14 protein-coding genes are annotated in these 18,005 nt (G+C 47.5%); 5 read left to right on the plus strand and 9 right to left on the minus strand.

Annotation, left to right across the window (positions count from 1 at the left end; translation table 11 throughout):
* Positions 1-58: 58 nt before the first annotated feature.
* Genes ACVA58_RS11095 through manD form a run of 3 tightly spaced genes read right to left on the minus strand, consistent with a single transcriptional unit; the run spans position 59 to position 4,234 of the window.
* Entirely contained in the window at positions 59-1,825 is a 1,767-nt protein-coding gene (locus ACVA58_RS11095) for a sodium:solute symporter family transporter (RefSeq protein ID WP_446510504.1), read from the minus strand.
* Positions 1,826-1,846: 21 nt separating this feature from the next.
* A complete protein-coding gene (locus ACVA58_RS11100) occupies positions 1,847-2,977 on the minus strand; it encodes a Gfo/Idh/MocA family protein (RefSeq protein WP_446510505.1) in 1,131 nt (376 codons plus the stop codon).
* Positions 2,978-3,016: 39 nt separating this feature from the next.
* Positions 3,017-4,234, minus strand: a complete 1,218-nt coding sequence (gene manD / locus ACVA58_RS11105) for a D-mannonate dehydratase ManD (protein WP_446510506.1) — start codon at positions 4,232-4,234, stop codon at positions 3,017-3,019.
* Positions 4,235-4,373: 139 nt separating this feature from the next.
* Here manD and ACVA58_RS11110 point away from each other — a divergent pair, with 139 nt between their 5' ends.
* The gene (locus ACVA58_RS11110) at positions 4,374-5,387 is read left to right on the plus strand and encodes a LacI family DNA-binding transcriptional regulator (protein ID WP_446510507.1); all 1,014 of its coding nucleotides are present in this window, start codon (positions 4,374-4,376) and stop codon (positions 5,385-5,387) included.
* An 81-nt stretch (positions 5,388-5,468) separates the two neighbouring features.
* Here ACVA58_RS11110 and ACVA58_RS11115 read toward each other — a convergent pair whose 3' ends face one another.
* The 3 genes from ACVA58_RS11115 to ACVA58_RS11125 form a co-directional block, all read right to left on the minus strand.
* Positions 5,469-7,547 (minus strand): DUF4962 domain-containing protein, encoded by a 2,079-nt coding sequence (locus ACVA58_RS11115; protein WP_446510508.1) that lies wholly within the window; start codon positions 7,545-7,547, stop codon positions 5,469-5,471.
* Positions 7,548-7,810: 263 nt separating this feature from the next.
* On the minus strand, positions 7,811-8,281 hold the full coding sequence (locus tag ACVA58_RS11120) for a GNAT family N-acetyltransferase (protein WP_446510509.1): 471 nt from the start codon (positions 8,279-8,281) through the stop codon (positions 7,811-7,813).
* 87 nt (positions 8,282-8,368) lie between these two features.
* Positions 8,369-9,673, minus strand: a complete 1,305-nt coding sequence (locus ACVA58_RS11125) for an MATE family efflux transporter (RefSeq protein ID WP_446510510.1) — start codon at positions 9,671-9,673, stop codon at positions 8,369-8,371.
* Positions 9,674-10,029: 356 nt separating this feature from the next.
* On the opposite strand from ACVA58_RS11125, the gene ACVA58_RS11130 reads away from it, so the two are divergent.
* Genes ACVA58_RS11130 through ACVA58_RS11145 form a run of 4 tightly spaced genes read left to right on the plus strand, consistent with a single transcriptional unit; the run spans position 10,030 to position 14,895 of the window.
* A complete protein-coding gene (locus tag ACVA58_RS11130; protein ID WP_446510511.1) occupies positions 10,030-10,788 on the plus strand; it encodes an ATP-binding cassette domain-containing protein in 759 nt (252 codons plus the stop codon).
* 8 nt (positions 10,789-10,796) lie between these two features.
* A complete protein-coding gene (locus ACVA58_RS11135; protein WP_446510512.1) occupies positions 10,797-11,612 on the plus strand; it encodes an ABC transporter ATP-binding protein in 816 nt (271 codons plus the stop codon).
* 17 nt (positions 11,613-11,629) lie between these two features.
* Complete coding sequence (locus ACVA58_RS11140; RefSeq protein ID WP_446510513.1) at positions 11,630-13,138, plus strand: ABC transporter substrate-binding protein; 1,509 nt, start codon at positions 11,630-11,632, stop codon at positions 13,136-13,138.
* Between the two features lie 35 nt (positions 13,139-13,173).
* Positions 13,174-14,895 (plus strand): ABC transporter permease subunit, encoded by a 1,722-nt coding sequence (locus ACVA58_RS11145; RefSeq protein ID WP_446510514.1) that lies wholly within the window; start codon positions 13,174-13,176, stop codon positions 14,893-14,895.
* Between the two features lie 72 nt (positions 14,896-14,967).
* On the opposite strand, the gene ACVA58_RS11150 is transcribed toward ACVA58_RS11145, so the two are convergent.
* The 3 genes from ACVA58_RS11150 to ACVA58_RS11160 are packed head-to-tail and all read right to left on the minus strand — an operon-like array spanning position 14,968 to position 18,004.
* Positions 14,968-15,465, minus strand: coding sequence for a putative 4-hydroxy-4-methyl-2-oxoglutarate aldolase (locus ACVA58_RS11150; RefSeq protein WP_446510515.1), 498 nt, complete (start codon positions 15,463-15,465; stop codon positions 14,968-14,970).
* Positions 15,458-16,756, minus strand: a complete 1,299-nt coding sequence (locus ACVA58_RS11155; RefSeq protein ID WP_446510516.1) for an allantoate amidohydrolase — start codon at positions 16,754-16,756, stop codon at positions 15,458-15,460. The genes ACVA58_RS11150 and ACVA58_RS11155 overlap by 8 nt, the downstream gene beginning before the upstream one ends.
* Positions 16,757-16,765: 9 nt before the next feature.
* Positions 16,766-18,004, minus strand: a complete 1,239-nt coding sequence (locus tag ACVA58_RS11160) for a pyridoxal-phosphate-dependent aminotransferase family protein (protein WP_446510517.1) — start codon at positions 18,002-18,004, stop codon at positions 16,766-16,768.
* Position 18,005 lies beyond the last annotated feature (1 nt).

Consider the following 18,005-nt stretch of genomic DNA (forward strand, 5'->3'; position numbering starts at 1 on the left):
AAGGCCCCGAACTGATGCCCGAAGCCTTCTCTTTACGTGTTACCGACTATCTACCACTCTACGCAGTTTCAGTCGCAGCAGCCCTAGCTTTGATGGGAGCTGCACTCCTCTTAAGTGCCCAACCTATAACATAAATAGTTATTGCACAAAGTAAGAACATAACCCTACCCCACAATGGATTAGGTATCACCATCATCGCAAGTAGACCAAAGCTCATATACATAACCATAGATCCTAGCTTATTGCGCTGCTCGGCATCGATAGCATCATACTCGACATCTGAAATAATCGGTGTTTCAACATCTTTGAAGAACTTATCCGTTTCTTCTCTGTGAGTATCCTTCTCTTCACGGTAGAGCAAAGAGGTACTGATAAAGAAGCCTGCGGTAATAAACAAATGCGCTGCAATTGTTGCTGCAATACGGAGCTCACTTGCTTCACGACGGGTAAGTTCTTCAACGCCAAACCAGCTTGCAATGACATCAGCGGTTATCACATTGGTCATCAAGTATGAAACAAACATACCGACAATAACTGTTACCCATGGTGCCCATTTTGGCGTGCGCTTGAACAGCATGCCAAAGAACAACGGCACTAGCAGTGGGACCTGAATCATGGTTGATACTGACATCATCAACTCAAATAGGCTCATCTCTTTTAGCGAACTAAAGAACAACGCCACAAAGATAACGAATACGCCACTCACAAGACTGATGATTTTACCAAGCTGCAGTAACTGTTTATCGCTGGTTCCTTTTTTAGCGAACATTGGTTGGAATATGCTGCGGACAAAAATCCCTGAATTACGGTTAAGTGCAGAATCCATAGAAGACATCGTCGCGGCAAATAGGCCAGCAAGTAACAAACCAACGGTACCAATTGGCATAGCGTTCTTAGCGAACACTAGGTAGACCGCATCGGCGGCTTTACCACCAAGTTGAGGATACATAGCGGCAGCATCAGGATAAAGAATGGCGGAAGCCCAAGGCGGGATAAACCACACAATACTACCCACCCCCATTAATACCATGGCAAGCAAGGCTGCCTTTCTCGCGTTATCAGTATCTTTGGCATTCAAGAAGCGATAAGAGTCCTGCATATTGTTGATGCTTTGGAGCTGTTTGACCAAAAAGAAGACAAACGCACAGACCAACAGAAGCGGATAGTTCATATCCGGTCCCATCACAAAACCACTCGGGAACTCAGTAACGATCGTTGTTGGTCCACCAACCGCGATTAGGGCGACAATCGCACAGGCGACAGAGACAACTGCAACGACAAGAGTCTGAATGAAGTCAGATGCAACGACCCCCCAAGCCCCTGAGATAACAGAGACAATCAGTACAGCTAAGCCTGTCGCAATAATGGTGGTATTCAAGTCCGTGTTAAATACTGCACTGGCAAAAACACCAAGGGCATTCAGCCACACACCGGCATTAATAAAGCTAAATACAATCAACGCCCAAGAGAAGAACTGTTCGTTCTGGTGGCCAAAGCGGCGACGAATACCTTCTGTTGGCGTATCAACTCTCATCTGACGGAAACGGTGTGAGAAATACAAGTAACCACAAAAATAAGCAACGGCGTTAGCAATAAAGACCAAGGTAACTGCAAACCCATCAGTAAAGGCTTTACCCGCAGCACCAGTGAACGTCCATGCCGAAAACTGTGTCATGAATGCGGTTGATCCCACCATCCACCACAGCATCTTGCCTCCCCCACGAAAATAATCACTGGTAGACCGGTTAGCCATTTTTTTAAAAGCAAATCCAATTCCAACTATCAGAGAAAAATAGCCGAAAATCACTAAATATTCGTAAATCATACACCGATTCCTTCACCGAGATTACACGAGTTCGCTTACATCAACCCAACGATCATTCTTTCTAATCAAGTCAATAATTAATTGATACTGACAGCCATCTTTGAAAGTCTGGTAAGGCTCAACCTCAACCCCACTCACATCTTTCACTAACTGGGTCGCCAAGTGTGTCCAGCTACGCTGGGTGTCGCACTTAATAGCAGGTAACTCCTCGCTTATCTCGCTTGGCAGTGTGACTTCTTGCCATTCTCCGCCCTGCCAAAGGTATAACGGACCATCGCCGTAATGACCTTTGATGTAAATCGAGCCTTGCGTGCCATGAAATACAATATGGTCCTCATTGAAGCGCGGTGTTAAGCCGCCGTGTTTGAACAATACGGACACCGGTAGTGCAGCAGGAATGCGGCTCTCTATTTGCGCCATCACAGTGTAAGACCACTCGACATCGCAATCTCGCCACTCCAATTCAGGATCACTGATATCCTCCGGAATAAAATTGCGACGCTCGGTAAAGTTATGTACACCCTCAACAACCGGAGCTTTTGCCATGTCGTTACGCACTTCACCGCAAATTGAAAGAATGTTCTCACCCACAACATCTGTCACAATTGAAAGCAGGTGGGTGAAATTGTTATTTAAACGGCCACCACCAGCTTCAGTGCGGTGCGACCAACCAAAAGGAATATGGCGGTCTAAATTGAAGTGAGAAATACACTCGACTTCGGTTGGCTCGCCAATGGCACCTGCTGCCACCAATTGCTTAGCATGCATAATCTCAGGCATGTAGCGGAAGCTCGAGGCAAAGGCCGTTTTCACTCCCTTTTCTTCCGCCAAGCGGTAAACTTCCAGTGCTGTTTCACCACTCTCGGTCAGCGGCTTGTCACAAAAGACATGGCAACCAAACTGAATTGCTTCTTTTATCGCCTCGACATGCGCACCACCTGGAGTGGCAATTGAAACGATATCTGGCTTACAAATTTCAAGAGCCAGTGCCCAGTTAGTTCCTGAATAAGGAATACCCATTTTTTCTGCAACTTCTGTTACCACATGCTCTGTACGACCAACGATACCCACAACTTCTGCACCAGCATCACGGAATGCTTGAGCGTGTCCCTGTCCAGCGAAGCCGGTACCAAATACCAATACTTTTTTCATCTTCTACTCCAATAAAATCCGTCTAATTATTAATTGTGCTTACCAGTGCCAAAGGGTGCCGTCTTCAAGGCGACTAACAGGTAGGTATGAGCGCTTATATTCGTATTTTTCCGCTTCTTGTTCATCAAATTCCACACCCAACCCCGGCGCATCACTGACTAAAATCATGCCGTTTTCTAGCTTCATATCATGTTTAAATATTGTCTTGCTCTGCTCATTACCAAAGCCAACAAACTCTTGAATACCAAAGTTATGGGTAGAAACATTAAGGTGCATATGGGCAGCAAAACAGATAGGCGATAAATCCGGAGCACCGTGAGGGGCAGTACGCACGTTATAAACAGCAGCAAAGTCAGCAATTTTCTTCATGCCCGTGATGCCCCCTGCGTGTGTAGCCGCAGTGCGGATATAATCAATCAACTGGTTTTGCAGCAAATCCTTGCAATCCCAAATGGTGTTATACGTTTCGCCCAGAGCAAGAGGAGTCGTCGTGTGGTGGCGGATCAGCTTATAGTTTTCTTGGTTTTCAGCAATTGATGCGTCCTCCAAAAACAACAGGTTATAAGGTTCAAGCATCTTGCCCAGTTTTGCGGACTCGATTGGGGTTAAGCGGCTGTGTGTATCATGTAAGAATTCCGCCTTATCACCAAAACGCTCTTTTGCTTTGGCAAACAGTTCAGGAACCAGTTTGAAATATTTGCTTGTTGACCATTCTTGTTCAGGTGGCAACGGGCGGTTGCCCTGCAGATCAAAATAGTCTTTTTTATCACCCAACACCCCATACGTTTCTTTTAGGCCGGGAATAGCAGATTGAAGTCGGACAGCTTTAAAGCCTTGCTCAATCAGTTGTTCCGTTTTATCTAGTGTGTCTTCGATGGTTTCACCATTAGCGTGGGCATATAGCTTCACACCATCACGGCATTTGCCACCTAACAATTGATAAACAGGAAGGCCGGCAACTTTACCCTTTATATCCCATAGTGCCATATCAATCGCTGCGATTGCTGCCATGGTTATTGGGCCTCGACGCCAATAAACACCCATGTAGAGGTACTGCCAGATATCTTCAATATTGTGCGCGTCACGCCCAATAAGACATGGCTTTACGTGCTCTTCCAAATAAGCCGCCACAGCCATTTCACGGCCATTTACCGTTGCATCACCAAGGCCGTATACCCCCTCATCGGTAATAACTTTAACAGTAACAAAATTGCGGCCTGGGTTAGTTACAAATACTTTGACGTCTTCAATTTTCATGACAGCTCTCACTTAATATTCTCTAGTAAACCGATTTGGTAAATCGGTTTGGTAAATCGGTTTACTTGTTATCTTCTAGATCTATGGATAGAATGTCAATGATCTGATTTGATGTAGTTAACAGTTTAAAAAAACCAATATGAAAAAAGTTAGAATTGTTGATGTTGCGACACATGCCGGCGTATCAAAAAGCACGGTATCTCAATATCTAAATGGCCGCTTTGGCCACATGTCTGCCGATACCAAACAAAAGATCAAATCTTCGATCGAGGATCTGAACTATGTACCAAACCCGATTGCACGTAGTCTGAAAGTAGAGAAAACTAAGACTATTGGCGTTGTAGTACGAGATATTGCCGGTTATAACAGCAGCCGCGTGCTGAGGGGAATAGATGATTACTGCAAGAAGCATGATTACAACGTACTGATCTATAACAGTGATTTTGATGAAAAAGCAGAGAAGCGTGCCCTGCTCTCACTGAAACAACTGTGTGTCGACGGTATTATCATCACCTCATCTGGCCTTAACTCCGAGCTCATCAATGAGTTTATGCGTGGCGGTATGCCGGTGGTGCAATTCCAATTGGAATACCCAGATTGCCAAAGCCATGTTGTGTTGTCGGACTATCAGGATGCAGCCTTCCAAGCAACAGAGCATTTGATCCAGCTTGGCCATAAACGTATCTGCTTTATGGGCCAAACGTTCAATGAAAGCAACTCTCGCCAAGCACGCTATCAAGGTTACCTGGCCGCGATGAGCAAACACGGGCTGAAAGCCTATCCAGATCATCTGCAATACTGGGATCGTGAAGCAGGATTTGAAAATAGCCCAGTAGATCTTATACAGGGGTCAGACGCCCCAACCGCGATCTTTTCCCAACACTTAGCTATCACGGCTGATTTACTCAAAGCGTTAAATGCGGCGGATATTCAAATACCACAGCAGGTATCAATATTAGGGTTTGACGAAATCCCAATGGTTGAGCTGTTTAAAGTACCCGTTTCTGTGATCAGGCAGGATTCCTATCAAATCGGTACCGCGACCGCAAAGCTTTCAATTGAAGCCATTTTGGGTCGCCACGACAGCCTACAGCGTGTCATTGTTCCAAGTATGCTGATTGAAAGGGATTCATGCAGGAAGATATCAGGATGATTTATTTTCGGACTTATTAAAAAGGCTCCGAACTGACGTCCGGAGCCTTTATCTTTGACTGGTTCAACGGTTATCGACTAATTACAGCTCGATAGTTACCGTTTCACCGTCAACAGTCAGCATTAGCGTGTTGCCTTCAAGCTTGTGAGACACTTCAACCTGCTCGCCGCTGTTCTTGTTTGGAACAAGTAGCGTTAGGATGTTGTGCTCTTTTGACGCGCCGAATTCAACTTCTACGTGGCGGTGAATTTCTAGGTCTTTGAACTCGTATGGGTCAACCTCACCGAAGCCTTCAACATTCTTCACAGAAAGGATGTTGTCTGCTGACTCATTAATGAAGTTCACGTCTAGGTGCGCTTTCTCACCACGGATAGTGAACGACTTATCAGCCACTTCGTTAGCAAACGTCGTGTGCATCAGCCAAGTCATGTCTTTCTCTTCAGAAAGCGTAGCCTTGTCTTGCATTACGAATACCTTACCTTCCACGAACCAGATCTTACGCTTGTAAGACTCGATTTCAGGAACAAAGTACTTATAAGATGCTGTTGCGTCGCCTTCAATCATCTTCACATCAGACTCAGTATCGTAGTCTGAGATAGTACCGCCCGCTTCAATACAGAAGCGATCTTGGTGACCTTCGTAGCCAGTGTTCTTGTTCTCGCCGTACTGGCCCTTGCCACCGAATAGAGGCAGGTTCTTAGAGAACGTTTGACGACGCCACTTAGTGTGCATGTCTACACCGAAACCACCGTAGTAGCCAGTGATCGACGCTAGTGTTTCACCGAATGCGTGCAGGGTGAATGCGTTCTGATCACCATGAGAGTGGCTAATAGAGCCAAACGGTGAACACTTGAAGACCATGTGAATGTGATTATCACGTTCAGTCATCTTGTTGTGGAATGCAGCCCAACCAGTGATTGGGAATACTTTCAACAGTGGATCGTTAGACGGTGCTTTCTCTTCTGGTGCATCCCAAAGGATGTTGAAGCGAAGATCGTCGTAGCCGAAGTCCCACCAACCGAAGTTGTAGAATTTAGTGTGCGCTTCAGTATCACGACCTTTAAGTTGGTTGTAGTACCAAACGTACTCTGGCTTCTGGTTAACACCTGCGTAGTGCTTGATGTTATAAGCCAGTTTTAGACCTGGGAAATCACCAATTGAAGACTGATCACAGAAGCTTGCGCGCTTAGAGTGAACAGGCATGCAGTATAGTGGGAAATCACCGGTGTTTTCGTAGAATGTCTTGTTGAACATATCTACGCCACAGTATGCTTTCAATAGGTCAAATGCTTCGCCTAGGAATGCCGTCTGGGTGTTCCAGTAGTCAGGCCCTTCTGCCCAGCCACCGTCTTCACCACCCCATGGCGGGTAATGAACGGCGTAGTACTCTAGCGCATAAGCAATGTACTCGCCTGCTTTCGGGTGATCGTGGTAAAGCGCGATACACGTTGGAATGATTGCAGAAGAGATTGAACGTACACCGTGGCTGTTCAGTGGGTTGTTCAGCAGATCAACCGTTACTTTCAGGTGGTGCATGATCTCGTCTAGACGTTCAATCAATGCATCTTGAACTTGCTTACGCTCTTCATCAGTGAAGTAAGCGTGTAGCCAGTCGTAACCCCAAGCCATTGCTGCGATTACACGGAAAGCCGCTTCATCGTTGTAACCACGAGACGTTACGCCTTCAGGATCGTAAGTCGATAGTTTTAGCGTCCAAGCTTTTGCTTTAGCAATTAGCTCTTCGTCTTCTTTTACGATACCCGCGATAGCTAGGTTACGAGTTGCGTTAAGTGCCATTTGGCAATCAACGTACATTTGACGCCAGTAAGGACGCCACAGAGATGCTTTACCAACGGTCTCTTCTGGATAAGGCTGTGGTTCTTCATACGGTGCAGTCTCAAGGAACTTAGCCGTAGAGTTGTTGAAGAAATCGTCGAACATGCAGTGTGACTCATCAGCCTGCACCTTCGCTTTAAATTCTGCTAGATCTTTAGCTTGAACCAGAAGACGAGGACGCTCTTCGCTCAAGTTGTCTAGGAATGATAGATCGAAGTCACGCTTTTGTACTTCGATAGGGAGTAGGTCTACAAGGTTACCAGCTGAAGTATCATTCTCCAGCTTCATCTTCCTGATCGCATCAAGAGATTTTTGGTTGCTCATGCTAACTCTCTTATTCAATGAAAGTGTATGGGAAATCGTAAAAATCAATTAATGCTATTGTAATACAATAAGGGGAATAGTCACTAGCCTGACATGAATATTTACGTATTTCGTGACATGGCGATATGAAACAAAGCACATTATTGGAGTCAAAGTAAAATGATGTTGTCATTGATTCAAGCTGAGTTTAGCGAATAAAGAGTTACTAAGCAGAAAATGTGATATCCACTCCCTATTCAAGCAGATAGGAAGTGGACATAAATTTAAATAGGGAGGGTTGAGAAGCGCTGCCTTGTCACTGACCCCCAGTAGGGATCTTGGTAGATATCTTCCACATATTGCTCTTGGGTAAATGCACCAATCGCTCTGCGCCAGAAAGCGATAGCATGCACTGCCCCATCAATTTGCTTACTTTCCCAATCACCCGGCATCATGGTAAAGAGTTGGTGTGCAAACTGCTGCCCCATTTTATTCTTGCGAAAAATAGGCACCACATAGAAATCACATACTTCATAATGATCCGGTGAGGTTTCGGCAATGGCCGCTAAACCGGCAGGCGCATTGTCGATATAAAGCAAGAAGCCTTTCACATTATTGCCAATCAGAGTGTCCATGGCGAACACACCGTTTTTATCCGGCACCTTCTTGGTATATACCGAAAACTCCGCTTCATAAGGTTGGGTTAAATTGAGGTATACCTGCATATTGGCTGGCTCAACGTTCACTATATTCACAATACAACTCTCTTTGCTGACAATATTTGCTCGCTTTATATTAGGCTATTGAGCATGCCTTGCTGATACATGGCTACCTCAACGGCATCACTGGCATTTTTGTTTGACCTGAAAAATAAACGGGTACAGGAATAAAAAGCGGCCGACATAGAACACAGTAAACGCAAGCCAGAGGCCATGGTTTCCCATAGCATCAACTGACATAAACGAGACCACCAGAAATACCATTAGGGTCGCAATACTAGAGTTTCGTACCGGCCGGGTTGTACCGGTACCAGTGAAAATGCCGTATATCGTCAAACCGTAGCCAGCCACCAGCGGGAATACCAATAACCAAGACGACATTTGGCCAAACAATTCAATAATCACGGGGAGCTGGGTGAACAGCATTACGATGTCATCCTTGAACAATGCTATAGCCACCGTTAGGAGCACGACAAATAATGTGGTCCACTGGAAGTTAAGACGGAGTACATCGTTAAGTAAATCAGGGTTCTTTTCGCCGACAGCTTTACCAGAAAAGACACTTGATGCATTAGCAACGCCATCAAACATATAGCTGGCAATAAACGTCACTTGCATCAAGATTGCATTGGTTGCCAGCACATCAGCGCCCAAGCGGGAACCCGTTCTTGCCATCATGTTAAAGAAAATCAGAATACAAATAGTCCGAAGCATCAAATCGGAATTAGAAGAAATAATTGTTCTCAAATCAGCTTTAGTCATTCGGGCCTGACCGAGGTATTTCGTCAACGCAAAGTTACTCGACCTTGTGACTAACACCATACCAATAGCAAAGGTTGTGGCTTGGGCTATCAAACTGGCAAATGCGACACCGGCAACACCAAAGTCAAACCAAAGCACAAAGATTGCATCAAGAATGATATTCAAAACATTACCAAAGACCTGGGTGAACAAGACTTCCTTGACCTTAGCCTGCCCCATTAACCATCCAATAACGGTGTAATTAAGCAATACTAACGGCGCACCGAAAATCAAGATATCGAAGTAGGTCTTAGCATGGATAGCAACATCCGCTGTCGGCTCAATAACCCACAGTGCCCCTTGCCATATAATCGACTGGGTGAAAATAAACAACACCCCAACACAGCCCGAAAGTATAAAAGGCCGAAGCAGGCTGCTCGCTTTGGCTTCATCGCAATTTTTACCCATCGCGATGGCACTTTGTCCCGTCGTACTGACACGGAAAAAGCCAAATAGCCAATATAGGGTATTCATAATGACGGTGCCGATGGCAACACCGCCAATCAATTCAGCGATACCCAGACGCCCGATAACGGCAGTATCCACAGCGCCGAGTAGAGGTTGAGTCACTGTTGAAATAATAAACGGGATCGCTATTTTGTAATAATCTTTGTTTGTTAACGCCATGATTTTCTAATTGTTTACATCAAGTAATAAAGGTGGCAATTACGTATTTTGGGTACGGAATTTATGCCTTACAAAGGTCGTGGGCACCCTCTTCATATGCAGAAATGAAAGAGTACGTCTTATGGTGCAAATTCGAAAATGAGAATTATTACCACAAAAGCACAGTCTTTCCTAATCATTTCTATGCATTGCAAAATACAGTAAATACCACTTAAAAGTCGGTAAATAACGCAAAAAGACGCATATAAGCCAAACTGAGCTCGTACATTGTTTTTCAAGCTGAACTTAATTTTGCTCTTGTCTTACGATTTAAAATGGATATTATTGTTACTTTATAACATAACATTATCTAGCAAATGTCTGACCCAATACTTTCCGTCAACCAGTTAAGCCTTACCCATAGCCAAGGGGTGCTATTTCAAGATTTGGCGTTAGAAGTGAATGCTGGAGAAATGTTGGCAGTAATGGGGCCATCTGGCATTGGCAAATCTATGATGTCCAAAGCCATTGCCGGCTTTTTACCCAAGGGGATCAACGCCAAAGGTTCAATTTGTATTGCTGGCAACGACGTTAGTCGTATTCCTCTTCTACAACGCAACGCCAAACAACGTGCCGCTGTCATTTTTCAAGATCCCCTTCAGGCTCTTAACCCTTTAGCACGTGTAGGCACTCAACTACGCCTTGCACTTGAGGCGCAGAAGACAAAGCTGCCACAATCAGAGAAGAGTATTCTGTGCGAGCTCTTGCTACAACTCGGCTTTTCTGAACCCGAAGCGGTGCTAAAGCACTACCCAGGTCAGTTATCAGGCGGCCAGCGCCAGCGCATCTGTATTGCCATGGCTTTGCTGGGTAATGCACCGGTACTGATTGCCGATGAGCCGACCAGTGCGCTTGACCCTGTCACCGAAAGAGAGATTTTGACCTTACTGCGACACAGCATTAAGCAAAAGGAGATCGCTGGCGTGTTGATCACCCATGATCTGTCCAGCGCAATGGGCTGCGACAAGCTGTTGGTAATAGATAAAGGGCAAATGATCGCCTATGGCTCGCCAAAAGAAGCCCTTCTCTCAAGCAACCACCCATTTTGCCAACAACTTTGCCAGCTGATGGCCTAAGAGAAAGCATGAATCCTCATATTCACCATCCGGGATCGGCACAATTACGCTTTGACAATGTCAGTGTGCATCATTACAACCGCCCACGCTGGCTGGGTGGTAAGCCTTTTGTCGCCCTGAATAAACTGAGCTTGAACATTGATCAGCAAAGCCTTGCTATTGTTGGGCCTTCAGGAGCGGGTAAATCAACCCTTATCGAGTTGTTGTTTGGCTTACGCCACATTAGTGAAGGCGAAGTATACCTGTGTGAGCAGTCACTATCTAAGGTTTCTCCCCAACAACGAAAGCAGCTCTGCCGGCATATCCAGTTGATCCCGCAAGAGCCGCATACCAGCTTGAATCCGTACTACACTGTTCGAGAAATACTGACAGAACCTCAACATAGCCTTGGTATGTCTGATGGTTGCGAAGCACGCCTGCGAAAAGCCCTCGCGGATGTAAACCTCAGCGAGGCTTTGCTAAACCATAAGTCGAGTCAATTATCCCTTGGCCAAGCGCAGCGAGTCGCCATTGCCCGAGCCTTGGTTGTCGAACCTTGCGTATTGGTTGCAGATGAACCAACCAGCAGCCTCGACCCTGTTAGCCGTCAGCACATTTTAGACCTGCTAAAACACCTACAAAAACAGCGTGATATGCGCCTGTTATTAGTTACTCATGACCTCAATGCAGCTAAAGCACTGTGTGATGAAATTTTAGTGCTCGATAAAGGGGTAGCCGTCGAGTACGGCACAGCGAGCCAGGTCTTTGGCCGCCCTTCTCACCCAACCAGCCAAGCGTTGGTCAATATGCAATTCCCACCGCAAACTATTGCGATCCAACTGTGATTATCAAGGACATGAACATGCCCTCACCATTTTTCAAAACAACTATTGCTGCCGGCTTAGTACTTGCTCTGAGCGGATGCTTCGATTCAACAAACGAAAACACCAACAGCGCAAACTCGGCCGAATCACAACAGTCTGAAATTCATCTTGCAATGATGCAGCCACCGCGCACAGGTTTATCACCTTTATCAGATGATGCCTTCAAGCTGTCTCGCTGGAGCACGGCGGAAACTCTGGTCGAACTAAATGATCAAGCTGAAGCAGAGCCAAAGTTAGCGACTGAATGGAACCAGGTAGATGATCACACTTGGCAGTTTACTATCCGCCAAGGCGTTACCTTCCATGATGGCAGTGAACTAACGGCTCACAGTGTGGTTAATTCGATTGAGAATGCCTTTGCTGCGGCGCCAAAGCCACGCATCATTGACGGTATCGAGTGGAAAGTCCGTGCACTGGATGACTACCATGTTGAAATCAAAACAGAATTTAATGATCCCTTGCTACCAAGCCGCCTTTCAAGCCCACAGCTGTCCATTCTTGCTGCTAGTGCCTACCAAGATAATGGCCAGGTCAACCCTACTCGTACCGGCAGTGGGCCATTTGTCCTCACTGAGATCAACGGCACGACCAGTGCCAAGCTAGAGCGCTTCGATGACTACTGGGGCGAGAAAGCGAAGATCGAGCGTATCACCGCAGAATATGTACCTGATGGCTTCGCCCGTGCAGCCGCACTGCGTACCGGTAAAGCTGATGTGGTAGAAGCTGTGCCAGTCTCCCAGCTAGCCCTGATTGAACCGGAACTACTGCATGAAGTGAGCATGCCTCGTACCAATACCCTGTACCTGAACAACCAGTCTGAGGTATTTAGCCAACTTGAGATGCGAAAAATTGCCTCTGCAGCCATCGATCGAGAGCAAATCATAGAAACAGTTTATGAAAGCCGCGCCGACAAAGCCCATGGCCTGCTGGGCCCTGCGCTAGCTTGGGCTGCTCCGCTGCGTCCGGAAGCAAAACCGCTAGATAAAAGCCTGAAGGCCAACGGTGAGAAAATTGTACTGGGTACATTTACCGACCGTGCTGAACTACCTGAGGTAGCGGTACTGGTTAAGCAACAGCTGGAAAGCGCTGGTTTTGACGTTGAGCTGGATGTCCGTGAGTACGCACAAATCGAAAACGATGCCCTGGCAGGCAGGTTTGATATCTTCATGCTATCCCGTGCTACCGTGCTCGACTCAGGGGATCCGATCGCCTACATGATGAGTGATTTTGGTTGTGAAGGATCATTCAACCTTGGTCAATTCTGTTCAGAAACGATTGATGCGGCCTTGACTCATGCAGACCTCCAGCCGCTTGGAGAAGCGCGCCAGAAGGCAACAATTGCTGCCGAGCAAATGATTCTAGGCCAATATGCTGCTATTCCACTATTGCATGAACGAGTCATTCAGGGTGAGAGCTTGCGTGTCAAAGGTGCAATCCGTGATCCGCGTGAGCGTACATTGGTAAATCAATTTACGGACGTGAAATAAGTAAGATGCGATTTGCCAACCTATCAGGTTCTCCAATGCTAAATCGCTCACTACCATGGCTGTCACGTGCGAGTGCGCTGGCGGCTATGGTCGTATTGGTCGGGTTAATGCCAGACATTGCCGGCATTGACCCAGCTCAGTCCATCTTAAGGGCGCGCTCTGGGCAACAACGCCTGATGACGCCGGAAGCACTTGAAGCCGTACGACAGGACTTACAACTCCACCGCAGCAGCTTAGAACGTTTATGGGACTGGCTGGTTGCTTTGTGCCAAGGCGATATGGGTGTATCTTGGATTGATGGCAGCTCTGTCAGCCAGTCAATTTGGAGCGCCGCGAATACTTCATTATTGCTGATGGGCTGTGCGTTTGGCCTTACCGTCTTTTTTTGTAGTCTAAGTGTTCAACACACGATGTGGCGGTGGCGTACTAATCGGCTTGGCAAGCTCAACGGCAGCCTCAGTACTGTACTGATCACCCTGCCGGAATATGTCATCGCTGTATTGCTGATTCTGCTGTTTGCCATCTGGCTCAACTGGTTTCCTCCCTATGGTTGGCAGGGGTGGCAGAATGTCTGGTTGCCAAGTTTGGCCTTAGCATTGCCTGCAACCGGATTATTTACCCGACTACTCAATGACAGTTTACAGCGGGTATTGGGTGAACCTTGGGTGATCTCCTGGCTGAGTGCCAATATTAGCGCTGTCCACATCGGTCGCTATGCCCTACGCCGTGCTTTGAGTAATCTGCTTCCTCAAATTGCAATGATCATGATTGGCCTGACAGGCGGTGCTGTCACAGTAGAACACATATTTTCAATTCCGGGGATCGGCCGCCTCACGCTAGGGGCTACCATCGCCCAAGACTTGCCCACTTTACAGGGCGGATTATTATTCCTACTGGTATTGTCGATAGGGATCAGTAGCCTTGCCATCGTTCTACAACGGTTATGGCTAGGCCAGGGTTTGAAAAATGGCAAATTAATCAGCAGTAACCCACCGCTTGGCTTTACCAAAAGTAGAGGTAAACGTTTTGTCAGCGCCACAATCTTACTCCTATTAATTGGATTTGCCTTGTGGGCAGAAATGCGCGATCCCTACACCAGCCAGTTTGGTCGCTTGATCTCGCCAAGTTTGGCTGCGCCGCTTGGATCTGATGCTGTCGGTCGTGACTTATTAGCCCGTGTAGGGCAAGGGATGCTCTCCACCACAGGCATGGGTGTACTAGCGACAGTCCTCAGCTTAATGGGCGGGCTCATCATGGGATTCAACACCAAACTCAGCCAAGGCCTGATTGAAGTCACTAAAGGAACCCCGTATATCGTCGCTGGTCTGCTGGTTGCAGGACTTTCAGGCATGCACCCAAACAGCGCTTTAATTGCCGTGGTTTTAGTTTCTTGGGCACCGCTCGCATCCCACAGTGCAAGCTTGTTACTTGAAGCCAAGGCCCAACCGCATATCCGTCTGGCACCGCTATGGGGTGTTGGCCGCTGGCGGATGCTTCGTCATTACTTGTTGCCGTATATTTTACCGCCTTTACTAAGGCACACGGTGATGCGACTGCCTGTTATTACGCTAAGCCTTACCGCTCTGAGTTTCATAGGGCTTGGGGCTAAACCACCACATCCGGAGTGGGGCTTGTTGATTGCCGAAAACCTGCCTTACATTGAGCGCGCTCCGCAAGCGGTGCTACTACCTATTGTCGGTCTGGTGTTGGTCGGTATAGCAATTAACCTTCTGTTTGAAAGCCAAGAAGATACATAGGTCGCAATAAAAACAAAGAAAACCCAGCGGCACTCTCTACCGCTGGTTTTTCTTATAATTGGGCGCATTCATCTAATAAAGCAATAGAAGTTGTTGCTCACTGACCAGTACGCCATTGAGATCAGCATAAACAAAATCACCATCACTTACAGTTGTCCCTGCCAGCAATAGTTGAACACCCACCGCTCCCTGCCCCTCTTTATCCGCCCGGAAAGGGCATGGCGCCAGCGCTTTAATCCCTATCGGCATCTGCGACAATTGGGCAACATCACGAACAGCACCGTTTATAACAATCCCTTCCCAGTGGTTATCAATAGCCAGCTGGGCAAACTGATCGCCGATCAAAGCTCTTGCTAATGAGCCAGCGCCATCGACCACCAGCACTTTTCCACAACCTTCTTGCCCTAAGGTATCAATGAGCAGCTGATTATCATGAAAGCAGTGCAAGGTAACAGCCTGCCCGAAAAAGGTAGCCTTAGCGCCATAATGTTGAAAGGGGATCGGGATCAACGTGACATCGTCACCATATGCATCACAGAGATCTGGCAGTAAATCGATTGGTTCACTCATCGTTTTCTCCCAGCATTCTATATACTCTCTGATCACTCTTTATTAAGGAGCAAACGGTTTCAAATAGCACCTCAATGCCGGCAGCAACATCATCAAGCTCAACGGCTTCATCAGGATGATGACTAATCCCTTTATGGCAACGCACAAACACCATACCAACCGGACAACATCGTGCCATTACCATCGCATCATGGCCTGCACCACTGGGCAAGCTTAGCGGGCTTTGTCTTGTCACTTTTTCACAAGCTGAAGCGATTACCTCAGTCAACATCGCAGAACAATTAACACTCGACGCGTGATGGATTTCCTTATGGCAGGCTTGCAACCCTCTACGAGCAGCTATGGCATCCACCTGCTGAAATATCGCACGCTCAGCCTTCGCCAATGCAGACTCATCAAGGCTTCGGATGTCTAAACTAAAGCCTGCTTTACCTGCGATCACATTAACCGCACCAGGCGTAACTGAAAACTGCCCAACAGTAGCAACCACTTGATTTAAGTTATTGGCTACTGACTCAATGGCCAAGACCATCTCGGCAGCACCAGCTAGCGCATCTTGGCGCTGTCCCATGGGGACAGTCCCTGCGTGACCCGCCATGCCAGTCACCACGAATTGATAGCGTTTCGCCCCCGCAATACCGGTTACCGCGCCCACAGGCAACCCTTTGGCTTCCAATACCGGACCTTGCTCAATATGAAGCTCTAAATAGGCTTTCACCGGATCGGCTGCGCAACTGGCTTGTTTAGCCATCTCAGGCACTAGCCCAAACTCGATCATCGCCTGCTCAAGGCTGATCTCTTTATCGTCAACCAATTTGAGCCAATTAGGATCCCACTCCCCCGCAACAGCAGATGAACCAATCAAGGTTTGGCCAAATCGTGTGCCCTCCTCATCTCCAAATGCCACAACATCGAGGTGAAACGGTAGTGAGCCTGTACGAATTTTTGATGCAACGGCAATCCCAGCCAAGACCCCTAACATGCCATCATATTTCCCGGCATTTCGAACCGTGTCGATATGCGAGCCGATAACGACCCTAGGTGTCAGTGAACTGTCACAGCGGGATTCGTCACTAAATGCAGGCAAGCGTCCCCAAGCGTTGCCAACCTCATCGGTCCATGTCTGCATCCCAGCATTCTGCATCCAGTCATGAACAGCCTGATTAGCTTGTCGATGTTGTTCGGTGAGGTAACAACGGGTTAATTCCATTGATGATTCGCTCAGCGTGGCAAGGTGCTCAGCTTGAGCCAGCACTCTTTCGGCCTGTTGGCGGAAGCTTATGACTGTCATGCGCTCCTCCTACCTTTCAAGTGCGGCATAGCACGCCATTGCAGCCTGAACGCCAACGCCAGTTATTATCGCCGATTTATGTTTGACCAACACGGCTTCCAATGCTGCCAACGTTGACAGTACCGCTTCTTGCCGGGCGTTATAGCCCATAGTACCGATCCGCCAAATTTTGCCGTGAAGCGGGCCGAATGAAGTCCCAATCTCAATGCCAAATAGGTTGAGTAACTCGCTCCGTGCCGCTTCTCCATCAAGATTATCGGGAATGTACACACCAACCACATTGTTCATCTTGTGTTTTTGATTACCAAACAGTCGCAGCCCCATTGCTTCCAATCCCTGCGCCATTGCCCGACCAGCTACTTCGTGGCGAGCCAGTACAGCCTCTTCCCCTTCTTCCAAAAACAGGCGAGCACACTCACGGGCAGCATAAAGCATCGTTGTCGCTTCCGTGTGGTGATTCAGCCGCTCTTCTCCCCAGTAATCGAGGATCATCGGCAGATCAAAATAGTTAGAGCGGATCATCGGCTCGCTCCCTGAGCGGTGTTGATCTGTCCGTAAACCTAGCTCGATATGGCGACGCTTACTGATCTCACTAACAAAGCCATCACTCAAGGTGATCGGCGCACTGCCAGATGGTCCGCCCAAGCATTTCTGTAAGCCCACAGACACCGCATCCAAATACCACTCATCGACCTTGAGTGCGTTCCCCCCCACTGATGCAGTAGCATCGCAATAAAACAACACACCATGCTGACGACAAATCTCCCCCATTTCTGCCAGTGGCTGGTTCATCGTTGTCGATGTATCACCCTGAACCGTTGCCAGCAGCTTTGGTTGGAAAGCTTTGATCTCTTTTTCGATCAAAGCGGGATCGCAAACCTCGCCCCACTCTACTTCGATTGTGCGGATTTCTGCGCCGACGCGATGGGCGATTTCACACAGCAAGTGACCAAAGCGGCCAATCACAGGGATCAGCACTTTGTCTCCCGGCAGCAATGCTGAAACCAACACCGCTTCAATTCCCGCACGAGCAGTGCCATCAATTAATAATGTCGCTTCGTTAGTCGTGTTAAATACCCCACGGTAAAGTTGCTGGACTTGCTGCATGTAACCCGTCATGACCGGATCATATTGACCAATCAGCTGGTTCGACATGGCTTGCAGTACACGAGGGTAAGCATTGATTGGACCCGGCCCCATTAATAAGCGTTGTGGTGGGTTCAAGGTCTCGAAAATTGGGTTTGTCATG

This window comes from Photobacterium sp. DNB22_13_2, from assembly GCF_052873915.1.

Coding starts and splice junctions, on each gene's coding strand:
- ACVA58_RS11095 (WP_446510504.1), bottom strand. CDS start 1,825: ATGATTTACGAATATTTAGTGATTTTCGGCTATTTTTCTCTGATAGTT.
- ACVA58_RS11100 (WP_446510505.1), bottom strand. CDS start 2,977: ATGAAAAAAGTATTGGTATTTGGTACCGGCTTCGCTGGACAGGGACAC.
- manD (WP_446510506.1), bottom strand. CDS start 4,234: ATGAAAATTGAAGACGTCAAAGTATTTGTAACTAACCCAGGCCGCAAT.
- ACVA58_RS11110 (WP_446510507.1), top strand. CDS start 4,374: ATGAAAAAAGTTAGAATTGTTGATGTTGCGACACATGCCGGCGTATCA.
- ACVA58_RS11115 (WP_446510508.1), bottom strand. CDS start 7,547: ATGAGCAACCAAAAATCTCTTGATGCGATCAGGAAGATGAAGCTGGAG.
- ACVA58_RS11125 (WP_446510510.1), bottom strand. CDS start 9,673: ATGGCGTTAACAAACAAAGATTATTACAAAATAGCGATCCCGTTTATT.
- ACVA58_RS11130 (WP_446510511.1), top strand. CDS start 10,030: ATGTCTGACCCAATACTTTCCGTCAACCAGTTAAGCCTTACCCATAGC.
- ACVA58_RS11135 (WP_446510512.1), top strand. CDS start 10,797: ATGAATCCTCATATTCACCATCCGGGATCGGCACAATTACGCTTTGAC.
- ACVA58_RS11140 (WP_446510513.1), top strand. CDS start 11,630: ATGCCCTCACCATTTTTCAAAACAACTATTGCTGCCGGCTTAGTACTT.
- ACVA58_RS11145 (WP_446510514.1), top strand. CDS start 13,174: ATGCTAAATCGCTCACTACCATGGCTGTCACGTGCGAGTGCGCTGGCG.
- ACVA58_RS11150 (WP_446510515.1), bottom strand. CDS start 15,465: ATGAGTGAACCAATCGATTTACTGCCAGATCTCTGTGATGCATATGGT.
- ACVA58_RS11155 (WP_446510516.1), bottom strand. CDS start 16,756: ATGACAGTCATAAGCTTCCGCCAACAGGCCGAAAGAGTGCTGGCTCAA.
- ACVA58_RS11160 (WP_446510517.1), bottom strand. CDS start 18,004: ATGACAAACCCAATTTTCGAGACCTTGAACCCACCACAACGCTTATTA.